We start from the raw sequence: 11,596 nt of genomic DNA, 5'->3' as shown, positions 1-11,596 counted from the left end.
TTGCATTCTTGTTTTCTTTTTTTTTTTTTTACGCAGAGAACAGCATACGCGATATGGTCCCGGGTCGTGTGGGCGCGGATATGTATAAGAGACACGCGCGGGCCGCCGCTGGCCGGCGCGGGCGCGGTTCTTCGCTTTGGGGCTGCTGGGTGTGGGGGCGTACGCCGCGCTGAAGCCGGAGCCGGGTCCGGGCACGACGGCCGGCGGGGGCGGCAGCAGCGCCCCGGTCACCGCGAGCGCGACCACGGCGACCGGGACCGCGGCGACGTCTCCGGCCCCTTCCACGCCGTCACCGTCGGCCACGCGGGCCACGAAGCCGGCGCCGGTCACGAAGTCCTCGCCCGCGCGACAGCCGCCCGTGGCCGACAGCTGGATCGCGCAGCTCCACTCCGAGCCGCTGTCCGCCGGCCGGGCCGCACTCGACCGCCGCCTGGCCGCCGTCCGTCAGCAGGTGCCGGACGCCCGGGTGCTGCGGAGCGACGACTTCGGGGCGTTCCGGCCCGGGTACTGGGTGATCTACGCCGCCGGGCCCTTCGCCGACGGCCGCGCGGCGCTGTCCTTCTGCGCCGCGCGCGGCCGTACGACGCCCAACCAGTGCGTCGGCCGCTGGGTGAGCGACAGCACGGCAGACAGGACCTACCTGTGCCGCCCGCCCGCGAGCGCCCCGACAGGCCGCTGCACGCGCCCCTAACCGGCCGACCGACCCACCGACCGACCGACCGACCGTCAGAGCGTCGCCAGGAACCCGGCCGCGACCTTCCACGTCTGCGCGGCCGCGTCGGCGTCGTAATCCGGCAGATCCGGGTCGGTGTAGAGGTGCCCCGCCCCCGGATAGCGATAAATCTCCACGTCCGCGCCGATCCGCCGCATCCGCAGGTACCAGGCGTTCAGCCAGTCGTCGGACTCGAAGGGATCCGGTTCCGCGACATGCAGCTGTACGGGCAGATCGTGCACCGCCGCGTCGTCCGCGATGTCCGACGTCCCGTGCAGAAGCAGCAGGCCACGGGCCTTCTCGTCACCGAGCGCCAGGTTCTGTGCGACGGACCCGCCGAAGGAGAATCCGGCGTACACCAGACCGTTCTCGGAGTGCGGGGCGGCGGCGAGAACGGCGCGGCGCAGGAGCTCGTCCCGGCCGATACCGTCCTTGATCGCCATTCCCTGCTCCACGGTCTCAGCGGTTTGCCCGTCGAAGAGGTCGGGCACGTGCACCTGGTGCCCGGCGGCACGCAGCCGCTCTGCTGCGGCGTGCACCGCCGGGCGCAGACCGTAGACGGAGTGGAAAAGCATGATGTCCATCCCGTCATCCTCCCATTGAGCGTCGGAGTCATGGAGAACGTACTGCGCCCGTTGATCGTCATCGGTGGCTCGGTCGTGCTCACGCTGGTCGCCGGCTGGGCCGCCGACCTTCTGTTGCGCCGCACCGATGCCCGCCACCACGAGACCCCGCTGTGGGGCCTGCTGCGCCGCTGCCGGGTGCCACTTCAGGTCCTGATCCTCGCCGCCGTCCTGAGGGGGGCGTACGAGACGACCCGCCTGCGGATCGTCCAGGACCACAAGGCGGGTATCGGCCAGGTGCTGTCCCTGGTGCTGATCGGAGCCGGTGCCTGGCTGGTGATACGGATCGCCTCCGCCGTCGTGGAGTCGTCGTACGCCCGCTACGCGTCCACGACCCGCGATCCGGCCCGGGTACGGCGCGTCCGTACCCAGGTCACGCTGATCATGCGGATCGTCACCGCGGTCGTGGCGGTGGTGGCGGCCGGCGCGATGCTGATGACCTTCCCCGGCATGAGGACGATCGGTACGTCGATGCTCGCCTCGGCCGGAATCATCGGCATCGTCGCCGGTGTCGCGGCCCAGTCGACCCTCGGCAACCTCTTCGCCGGCTTCCAGATAGCTTTCGGCGACATGGTCCGCATAGGGGACACGGTGGTCGTGGACGGCGAGTGGGGCGTGGTCGAGGAGGTCACGCTCACGTTCCTGGCCGTACGGACCTGGGACGAGCGCCGGATCACCATGCCGGTGTCGTACTTCACCAGCAAGCCGTTCGAGAACTGGTCGCGCGGCGGCGCCCAGATGACCGGCACGGTCTTCCTCCACCTCGACCACACCGCGCCGGTGGACCTGATGCGGGAGAAACTCCAGGAGATCCTGGGCACCTGCAAGGCCTGGGACGGCCGCGACTGGAGCCTGGCCGTCACCGACACGACGCCGAACACCATGGTGGTACGGGCGGTCGTCACGGCCAAGGACGCGGACGACGTGTGGACGGTCCGGTGCACCGTGCGCGAGCAGCTGATCGCCTGGCTGTCCGAGAAGCACCCCTACGCGCTCCCGCGCATAGCCACCGCCCCGGCGGACCGGCCCCCGAACGGCAAGCCGCTCGTGCCCGACGAGGAGCCGCGCACGGGACGGGGGTAGGCCGCTGCCACCGAAGGCGGGCCGCTACTTCAGGCTGCGCACGTCCAGGTGATGCAGCACCCGGTCCACCACCTCGGGGTCGGCGCCCGGTTCGCTCCGCGCGGAGAGGATCTCGTGGCGCGCGGCCGACATCATCTCGCGCTGGATCCGGTGCACCGACTTGACCCGCTCGACGCGCTGCGCGAACGCCTCGCGCCGCTCGTCGTCCACGATCTCGGGGCTGATCCTGGCCCCGATGTCGAGCGCGCCGCGGTGCAGCCGGTCCAGTACGTCGTCCGGCAGGTCCTCGACCTCCTGGATCTCCTTCAGCTTGCGCTTGGCGGCTTTCGCGGCGCGCACCGCCAGGTCGTGTTCGAGCTCGCGCTCCGCCCCCGTGTCCGCGCGTACGCCGAGCCTGCGCACCAGCCACGGCAGTGTGAGCCCCTGGACGAGGAGGGTGGCCATGATGACGGAGAACGCGATGAACACGATCTCGTCCCGCGCCGGGAACGGCGAGCCGTCCTCCGTCCTGAGCGGAATGGCGAGCGCCAGCGCGACCGACGCCACGCCCCGCATCCCCGACCACCACATGACGACCGTCTCGCGCCAGCTGACGGGGATGTCCTCGTCGTAGTCACGGAGCGTGTGCAGCCGCTTGGCCAGCCAGGTCGCGGGCAGCAGCCACACCAGCCGTACGCCGACGACGACCGCGACGATCGCGGCGCCCCAGCCGAGCATCTCGCCGAGGCGGTCGTCGGCCGTACCAAAGACGTGGTGCAGCTCAAGACCGATCAGGCCGAAGGCGATACCGGTGACCAGTGTGTCGACGATCTGCCAGAAGGTCTGTCCGGCGAGGCGGCCGAGTACGTCGTCGGCGTCGACGGCGTGCTCCGCGAGATACAGCGCGATGACCAGTACGGCGAGCACGCCGGAGCCCTTGAACTCCTCCGCCAGCACATAGGCGACGAAGGGCGCCAGCAGTGTCAGGCTGATCTGCAGGGTCGCGTCGCCGAGGTAGCTCATCAGCTTGTCGGTGGCCCAGCCGAGTCCGAACCCGACGACGACGGCGACGAGAGCGGAAAGGAAGAGGTCCCCCACCGCGGCGGGCCAGGAGAACGTTCCGCTCACCGCCGCCGCGATCGCCACGTGGTAGAGCACGATGGCCGTCACGTCGTTGAACAGCCCCTCGCCCTCCAGGATCGACACGAGCCGCCGCGGCAGCCCCAGCGACCCGGCCACGGCGGTCGCCGCGACCGGGTCGGGCGGGGCGACCAGCGCGCCCAGCGCGATGGCCGCGGCGATGGGCAGCCCCGGAACGACGGCGTTGGCCACCGCGGCCACCGCGGCCGTCGTCACGAAGACGAGCGCCACCGCGAGCAGCAGGATGGGCCGGATGTTCGCGGTGAACTGCCGCCAGGAGGTGCGCTGCACGGCGGCGTACAGCAGGGGCGGCAGAACCAGCGGCAGGATGTACTCGGGCGGGATCTCGACGTTCGGTACGAACGGCAGCAGCGCCAGGATGATCCCGGCGACCGTCATCAGTACCGGCGCCGGCAGCCCGAGGCGCTCCCCCAGAGGCACCGTGACGACGGCCCCCAGCAACAGCAGGAACAGCAGGGCCAATTGATCCACGGTGCACCATCCGGCGGGTTCGGAGTCTCGACGATCAAGACTCCAAGGGTGCCACTACTCCCGGATCCGCTGCCGGATCCAGATACCGGCCTCCTTCAGCACGCCCGTCCCTGCCCAGGTGTCGCCGTTGCAGGTGCCGGTCTTGAAGACGGCGCCGGAGCGGTTGTCGTCGGAGTAGTTCCAGTCGGTCCAGGAGATCTTCTTGCGCTTCATCAGGTCGAGGAAGCGCTGGGACTGGGCGAAGTCGTTGGCGCCCTCGCCGGCGTAGTTCTGCGTCCCGAACTCGGTGACGAAAACGGGGAGCCGGTCGGAGGCCCGGTTGAGGGCGTCCAGGTACTCGCCCCGGTGCGAGGCGGCGTAGAAGTGGAAGGTGTACATGATGTTGGAGGAGTTCACGGGGTTACGGACCACCTCCTGTTCGTCCGCGCCTTCCGAAACGCCGAACGACGACCACGCGCGCGTGCCGCGCAACTGGACGGCCTGCCCCTGCTCGTTGCAGAGCTGGCGGCCGCAGACCTTGAGCTGACCGTTGGCGGAGACTGGGGAGGCGGATTCGGTGGCGCTGACCGGTGACTGGAGTGCGACCAGGATTCCGAGCGCGGAGGCGAAAAGCAGGGGTTTGCGCATGGGTGGTGCTCCCTTCGGGCGGGGGTTCCGGTGCGGGAGTTCGCCTGAAAGTTAGGATTGTTTACAGTTGGCGTCAAGAGTGTTGGGAAACTTTCCTAACTATTAGCGGCGCAGCAAAATGGGGCCACAGCACTGAGCTGTGACCCCACAAGCCATTCTGAGCTGCGACTACAACGCGCGCCTCATCGCCCGGTGCGAAATCCCCGCGTCCGCGAATTCGGGCCCGTACACGACGTACCCGAGCCGCTCGTAGAAGCCGAGCGCGTGCGTCTGCGCGTGCAGGTCCACCGCGCGCAGACCGCGCTCCCTGGCGGCGTCCTCGATCGCCCGCACCAGCGCCGCCCCCACGCCGAGCCCGCGCGCCTCTCGGCTCACGGCCAGCCGGCCGAGCGCGCCGACCGTGGCGTCCCCGCCGGTCTTGCCGGCCGCCGCGGCGCCGCACAGCAGCCGTCCCGTACCCAGCGGCAGTCCCGCACCGGTCACGGCCAGGACGTGCACCGCCCCGGCGTCGTACCCGTCGTGCTCGATGTCGGCGGGCACCTCCTGCTCGACGACGAAGACCTGCTTGCGGACGGCGAAACAGCCCTCCAGGTCGGCAGGCCCTTCCGCGATCCGGACGTCGTACGAGACAGGCGCACGCATCGGCTCGGCAGTCACGGAACGGGCACTCACTCGCTCTCGGCGCGGATCACGTCCAGCGCCTTCTGCAGGTCCGCCGGGTACGAGCTCTGGAACTCGACCCACTGCCCGTCCGACGGGTGCTCGAAGCCGAGCCGCATGGCGTGCAGCCACTGCCGCGTCAGGCCGAGCCGCTTGCCCATCGTCGGGTCCGCGCCGTACGTCGTGTCACCGACGCAGGGGTGCCGGTGCGCGGACATGTGCACGCGGATCTGGTGCGTGCGTCCCGTCTCCAGCTTGATGTCGAGGAGCGACGCGGCCCTGAAGGCCTCGATCAGGTCGTAGTGCGTGACGGAGGGCTTGCCCTCGGCCGTCACGGCCCACTTGTAGTCGTGGTTGGGGTGGCGCCCGATCGGGGCGTCGATGGTGCCGCTCATCGGGTCCGGGTGGCCCTGGACCAGCGCGTGGTACTTCTTCACGACGACCCGGTCCCGGAACTGCGCCTTGAGCAGCGTGTACGCGCGCTCCGACTTGGCCACGACCATGAGGCCCGACGTACCGACGTCGAGGCGGTGCACGATGCCCTGCCGCTCGGAGGCGCCGGAGGTCGAGATGCGGTACCCGGCGGCGGCGAGGCCGCCGATCACGGTGGTGCCGGTCCAGCCGGGGCTGGGGTGGGCGGCGACGCCGACCGGCTTGTCTATGACGACGATGTCGTCGTCGTCATGCACGATCTCCATGCCCTCGACGGGCTCGGCGACGATCTGTACGGGCGCTGCGGCCTGCGGCATCTCCACCTCGAGCCAGGCCCCGCCGCGGACCCGCTCGGACTTCCCGACCACCGACCCGTCGACCTGAACCTTCCCGGCGGCGGCAAGCTCGGCCGCCTTCGTACGGGAGAACCCGAACATCCGGGAAATGGCGGCGTCGACGCGCTCGCCCTCAAGGCCATCGGGAACGGGCAGGGTGCGGAACTCGGGAATGGTACTCACCCGTCGAGTATGCCTTGTCAGTCCTTGTGAACGGTCCCGTCGGGGTCCAGCCCCCGGAACGACAGGATCACAATCAGAATGCCGCCGCACACGATCGCGGAGTCCGCGAGGTTGAAGACCGCGAAGTTCGCCGGAGCGATGAAGTCCACCACGGCGCCCTTGAAGACTCCGGGCGAGCGGAAGATCCGGTCGGTGAGGTTGCCGAGCGCGCCGCCGAGCAGCAGCCCGAGCGCGATGGCCCAGGGCAGGCTGTAGAGCTTGCGCGCGAGCCGGGCGATCACCACGATCACGCAGGCGGCGATGGCCGTGAAGATGACGGTGAAGGCCTCACCGATGCCGAACGCGGCGCCCGCGTTCCTGATCGCCTCGAACCTCAGCAGGTCACCGACGACCTCGATCGGCGCGTGGTGCTCCAGCTTGGCCACCACGAGCATCTTGCTGCTCAGATCGAGCAGGTAGGCCACGAGAGCCACGGTGAACAGCACAGCGATCCTCCGCTTGCCCCTGCCCGCCGACTGCTCGTCGGGGGCCGCCGCATCGGACGACTCCTCCGGCTCGGTTCCCCCGGCCCGGGGGGTATCCGGCGTACCGATGATGCGCTCCGCCTCTGCCACGTGAGTCCCTCAACCTAGGTTCCTGACTGAGGACGAGGGTACGGCACACACGTACGGACAGCCCCGGTGACCGCTGGTGATCCCGGTGGCGGTGTCAGTAACGGCGCTCCTGCTTCTGCTTGTCCTCCACACACAGCGTGGCACGCGGGAAGGCCTGCATGCGCGCTTTGCCGATCGGCTTTCCGCAGACCTCACAGAGCCCGTACGTCCCCGCGTCCAGCCGCTCCAGGGCCCGCTCGGTCTGTTCCAGGCGCTCGCGGGCGCTGGCCGCCAGGGCCAGCTCGTACTCCCGCGAGATGTTCTTGGTCCCGGTATCGGCCTGGTCATCGCCCGCGCCGTCCCCGGAGTCCCGCATCAGGCCGGTCACCGCCTCCTGCGACGCGGTGATCTCGGCCCTGAGCCCGGCGACGTCCTTCTCCAGCTCGGCCCGCGCCTCGGCGACCTCCTCCGGGGTCCACGGGTCCTCGCCCGGCCGGACCGCGAGCTCGTCGGGGGCCGCCGGGGCGACCGTACCGGTCGTGGGGACCGCCGTCGCCGTCACCGGGACGGCTTTCTTGGCGGCCGTGGTCCTGTTCGCGGTCTTCTTCGCAACCACCGTCTTGGCTCCTGTCTCTTCCGCGGCCTGGGCCGCCCCCATGGCCGCAGGAGCGGCCTTCTTCGCAGCCGCCTTCTTCTCGGCAGGTGCCTTCTTGGCCGTCTTGGCCGGCGCCGCCTTCTTCGCGGCGGTCTTCTTGTCGACAGTCTTCTTCGCAGTGGTCTTCTTCGCAGTGGTCTTCTTCGCGGCGGTCCTTTTGCCGGCGGTCTTTGTGGCGGCGGTCTTTTTGGCGGCGGTTTTCTTGGCAGCGGCCTTCTTCGCGACGGCGTCGTTCTCCGCCGCGCCGCTCCCGTCTGCGCTCTGTGCGGCGGTCTTCTTAGCCACCATGGCCGCAGCCCCTTCACATATTGTGATCTTGCTCGCGCATCGTGCTGGGACGATAAGTCGACCCCAGCCCCGCGGCAACGGGGCACGCCGCCGGTTCGGCCCCGCCGCACGCCGGACACGCTGAGCCTGCATCGGTTGTGCCCAGCTCTCCCCCCGGTAATCCGCTCCGCAGGGCCCGGGCGGAGTCCGCAGGACGGCGTATGGCCATTCGGGTTATCGGCGTACGCTCCGGCACCGCGCGAAAACCGGGCGGCCGCGCGGCCCCCCGGCCCGTACACTGGGCGCAGCGAAAGGCCTCGAAGGGGACGAGTAGCGTCGTACGCAGCCAAGAGCGATCCGGGGACGGTGTGAGCCCGGCGGCGAGCGCGGCGTGAAGCATCACCCCTGAGCCGCCGGAAGAAAGCTTTGAGCAGTGGGCTCCGCCCACGGGCGCAAGGCCAGTAGAACCGGCATCGCTGCCCCAATGAGGGGGTCACGGGCGCCGCCCGGGGCCAAGGAGGGTGGTACCGCGGGAGCCCAGCGCTCTCGTCCCTCCGACGGAAGTCACAGTCCGCCGGAGGAATCGATGTCGCTGTACCGCCAGGTGCCCGCCCAGGTCGACCTTCCCGCGCTCGAGCACGCCGTGCTCGATTTCTGGCGCGAGAACAAGGTCTTCTCGAAGAGTCTCGAACAGTCCGAGGGACGCCCGGAGTGGGTGTTCTACGAGGGCCCGCCCACCGCCAACGGCATGCCGGGCGCGCACCACATCGAGGCCCGCGTCTTCAAGGACGTCTTCCCGCGCTTCCGCACCATGCGCGGTTACCACGTCGCCCGCAAGGCCGGCTGGGACTGCCACGGCCTGCCGGTCGAGCTCGCCGTCGAGAAGGAACTGGGCTTCAACGGCAAGAAGGACATCGAGGCGTACGGCATCGCGGAGTTCAACGCGAAGTGCCGCGAGTCGGTGACCCGCCACACCGACGCCTTCGCCGAGCTCACGACCCGCATGGGCTACTGGGTCGACCTCGACGACGCGTACCGGACCATGGACCCGTCGTACGTCCAGTCCGTCTGGTGGTCCCTGAAGGAGATCTTCAACAAGGACCTGCTGGTCCAGGACCACCGCGTCGCCCCCTGGTGCCCCCGCTGCGGCACCGGCCTGTCCGACCACGAGCTGGCGCAGGGTTACGAGACGGTCGTAGACCCGTCAGTCTTCGTCCGCTTCCCCCTCACCTCGGGCCCGCTCGCGGGCGAGGCGGCGCTGCTGATCTGGACGACGACCCCCTGGACCCTGGTGTCCAACACGGCGGTGGCGGCCCACCCCGACGTCACGTACGTCGTGGCGACGAACGGCGAGGAGAACGTCGTCGTGGCCCAGCCCCTCCTGGAGAAGTCCCTCGGCGAGGGCTGGGAGGCGACGGGCCGGACCTTCACCGGCGCGGAGATGGAGCGCTGGACGTACGAGCGCCCCTTCGCCCTCGTGGAGTTCCCGGAGCCGGCCCACTTCGTGGTGAACGCCGACTACGTGACGACGGAGGACGGCACGGGTCTGGTCCACCAGGCCCCCGCCTTCGGTGAGGACGACCTCAGGACCTGCCGGGCGTACGGCCTGCCGGTCGTCAACCCGGTGCTCCCCGACGGCACCTTCGCCCCGGAGCTCGCTCTCGTCGGCGGCCAGTTCTTCAAGAAGGCCGACGAGGCCCTCACCGCGGACCTGGACGCGCGCGGTGTGCTCTTCCGCCACACCCCGTACGAGCACAGCTACCCGCACTGCTGGCGCTGCCACACCGCGCTCCTCTACTACGCACAGCCGTCCTGGTACATCAGGACCACCGCGGTCAAGGACGCGATGCTGCGCGAGAACGAGAAGACGAACTGGTTCCCGGAGTCGGTGAAGCAGGGCCGCTTCGGCGACTGGCTCAACAACAACATCGACTGGGCGCTGTCCCGCAACCGCTACTGGGGCACCCCGCTGCCCATCTGGCGCTGCGAGGACAACCACCTCACGTGCGTGGGTTCGCTGGCCGAGCTCTCGGACCTCACCGGCACCGACCAGTCGGCCCTGGACCCGCACCGCCCGTACATCGACGCGGTCACCTTCCCCTGCACCGGAGAGGGCTGCTCGCTGACCGCGACGCGCGTTCCCGAGGTGATCGACGCCTGGTACGACTCGGGCTCGATGCCGTTCGCGCAGTACGGCTACCCGTACGACAACAAGGAGCTCTTCGAGCAGCGCTACCCGGCGCAGTTCATCTCGGAGGCGATCGACCAGACCCGCGGCTGGTTCTACACGCTCATGGCGGTGGGCACGCTGGTCTTCGACAAGTCGTCGTACGAGAACGTCGTCTGCCTGGGCCACATCCTCGCCGAGGACGGCCGGAAGATGTCGAAGCACCTCGGCAACATCCTCCAGCCCATCCCGCTCATGGACCAGCACGGCGCCGACGCGGTCCGCTGGTTCATGGCGGCGGGCGGCTCGCCGTGGGCGGCGCGCCGGGTGGGCCACAGCACGATCCAGGAGGTAGTGAGGAAGACCCTCCTCACGTACTGGAACACGGTCGCCTTCCAGGCCCTGTACGCCCGTACGTCGAACTGGGCCCCCAGCGCCGCGGACCCGGCTCCGGCGGACCGCCCGGTCCTGGACCGCTGGCTCCTGTCCGAGCTCCACGCCCTGACGGACCAGGTCACCCAGTCCCTGGAGTCGTACGACACCCAGCGGGCGGGCAAGCTCCTCTCCGCCTTCGTCGACGACCTCTCGAACTGGTACGTACGCCGCTCCCGCCGCCGCTTCTGGCAGGGCGACAAGGCGGCGCTGCGGACCCTGCACGACGTGGTGGAGACGGTCACCCGCCTGATGGCCCCGCTCACCCCGTTCATCACCGAGCGGGTCTGGCAGGACATGATCGTCCCAGTCACCCCCGGCGCCCCGGAGTCGGTCCACCTCTCCACCTGGCCCGAGCCCGACCTGAGCGCCATCGACCCCACCCTCTCCCAGCAGATGGCGCTGGTACGCCGCCTGGTCGAGCTGGGCCGCGCGACGCGCGCGGAGTCGGGCGTCAAGACCCGCCAGCCCCTGTCGCGCGCTCTGGTGGCGGCCTCGGGCTTCGAGTCCCTGACTCCGGAACTCCAGGCCCAGATCACCGAGGAGCTGAACGTCTCCTCGCTCGCCTCCCTCTCGGAGGTGGGCGGCTCCCTGGTCGACACAACCGCCAAGGCGAACTTCCGCGCGCTGGGCAAGCGCTTCGGCAAGGGCGTCCAGGCCGTGGCCAAGGCGGTGGCGGAGGCGGACGCGGCGGCGCTCTCCCTGGCTCTGCGCGAGGGAACGGCGACGGTCGCGGTCGACGGCCAGACGGTCTCCCTCTCCCCCGACGAGGTGATCATCACCGAGACACCGCGCGAGGGCTGGTCGGTGGCCTCCGACTCGGGCGCGACGGTCGCGCTGGACCTGGAGATCACCCCGGAGCTGCGGCGGGCGGGCCTGGCCCGTGACGCGATCCGCCTGATCCAGGAGGCCCGCAAGAACAGCGGCCTGGACGTCGCCGACCGCATCGCGGTCCGCTGGTCGGCGGACTCCCCCGAGACGGCGGAGGCGCTCACCGAGCACGCGGCCCTGATCGCGGACGAGGTGCTGGCCCTGGACTTCGCCGCGGCGGAAGCGGACGCCACGTACGGCGCCCCCTTCACGGACGAGTCCCTGTCCCTGACCTTCCGCCTCCGCAAGACCGAGGCGTAACCCTCAAGGGAAGGGCCCGGCCGACACGGCCGGGCCCTTCGGCTTTTCCCCACCCCGCCCCTTCCCGAACTGGGGGCTTGCCCCC

The 11,596-nt window shown here is 70.0% G+C and carries 9 protein-coding genes and 2 pseudogenes; 3 read left to right on the top strand and 8 right to left on the bottom strand.

Annotation, left to right across the window (positions count from 1 at the left end):
* Positions 1-330, bottom strand: a pseudogene (locus J7E91_RS10220) (hypothetical protein); the annotation flags it as partial.
* A 28-nt stretch (positions 331-358) separates the two neighbouring features.
* Here J7E91_RS10220 and J7E91_RS10215 point away from each other — a divergent pair.
* Positions 359-691, top strand: a complete 333-nt coding sequence (locus J7E91_RS10215; protein ID WP_214901063.1) for a hypothetical protein — start codon at positions 359-361, stop codon at positions 689-691.
* Between the two features lie 35 nt (positions 692-726).
* Here the strand turns inward: J7E91_RS10215 and J7E91_RS10210 are convergent, their stop codons facing one another.
* Positions 727-1,296: a dienelactone hydrolase family protein gene (locus tag J7E91_RS10210; RefSeq protein ID WP_214901061.1), complete on the bottom strand. Its 570-nt coding sequence runs from the start codon at positions 1,294-1,296 to the stop codon at positions 727-729.
* A 30-nt stretch (positions 1,297-1,326) separates the two neighbouring features.
* Between J7E91_RS10210 and J7E91_RS10205 the strand changes: the two genes are divergently transcribed.
* The gene (locus J7E91_RS10205; protein ID WP_214901059.1) at positions 1,327-2,418 is read left to right on the top strand and encodes a mechanosensitive ion channel family protein; all 1,092 of its coding nucleotides are present in this window, start codon (positions 1,327-1,329) and stop codon (positions 2,416-2,418) included.
* Positions 2,419-2,442: 24 nt separating this feature from the next.
* Here the strand turns inward: J7E91_RS10205 and J7E91_RS10200 are convergent, their stop codons facing one another.
* The 6 genes and pseudogenes from J7E91_RS10200 to J7E91_RS10175 form a co-directional block, all read right to left on the bottom strand.
* Positions 2,443-4,029 carry a Na+/H+ antiporter gene (locus tag J7E91_RS10200; protein ID WP_214901057.1) on the bottom strand — a complete coding sequence of 529 codons (1,587 nt, stop codon included), beginning with the start codon at positions 4,027-4,029 and terminating at the stop codon, positions 2,443-2,445.
* Positions 4,030-4,083: 54 nt separating this feature from the next.
* Positions 4,084-4,509 (bottom strand): annotated as a pseudogene (locus J7E91_RS10195) (cellulase family glycosylhydrolase); the annotation flags it as partial.
* Between the two features lie 315 nt (positions 4,510-4,824).
* Positions 4,825-5,298 carry a GNAT family N-acetyltransferase gene (locus J7E91_RS10190; protein WP_214901081.1) on the bottom strand — a complete coding sequence of 158 codons (474 nt, stop codon included), beginning with the start codon at positions 5,296-5,298 and terminating at the stop codon, positions 4,825-4,827.
* A gap of 26 nt (positions 5,299-5,324) precedes the next feature.
* Positions 5,325-6,266, bottom strand: a complete 942-nt coding sequence (locus tag J7E91_RS10185) for an RluA family pseudouridine synthase (RefSeq protein WP_214901054.1) — start codon at positions 6,264-6,266, stop codon at positions 5,325-5,327.
* A 17-nt stretch (positions 6,267-6,283) separates the two neighbouring features.
* Positions 6,284-6,880: a signal peptidase II gene (gene lspA / locus J7E91_RS10180; protein ID WP_214901052.1), complete on the bottom strand. Its 597-nt coding sequence runs from the start codon at positions 6,878-6,880 to the stop codon at positions 6,284-6,286.
* 94 nt (positions 6,881-6,974) lie between these two features.
* Complete coding sequence (locus J7E91_RS10175) at positions 6,975-7,802, bottom strand: TraR/DksA C4-type zinc finger protein (protein WP_214901045.1); 828 nt, start codon at positions 7,800-7,802, stop codon at positions 6,975-6,977.
* 565 nt (positions 7,803-8,367) lie between these two features.
* Here J7E91_RS10175 and ileS point away from each other — a divergent pair.
* Positions 8,368-11,511: an isoleucine--tRNA ligase gene (gene ileS, locus J7E91_RS10170; RefSeq protein WP_214901043.1), complete on the top strand. Its 3,144-nt coding sequence runs from the start codon at positions 8,368-8,370 to the stop codon at positions 11,509-11,511.
* Positions 11,512-11,596: the final 85 nt, after the last annotated feature.

The sequence above is a fragment of the Streptomyces sp. ISL-99 genome (assembly GCF_018614005.1).
In the GTDB taxonomy this organism is placed as follows: Bacteria; Actinomycetota; Actinomycetes; order Streptomycetales; family Streptomycetaceae; genus Streptomyces; species Streptomyces flavidovirens.
The sequence above is the reverse complement of the archived record's forward strand: the minus strand, read 5'-3'. Positions and strand labels throughout refer to the sequence as shown.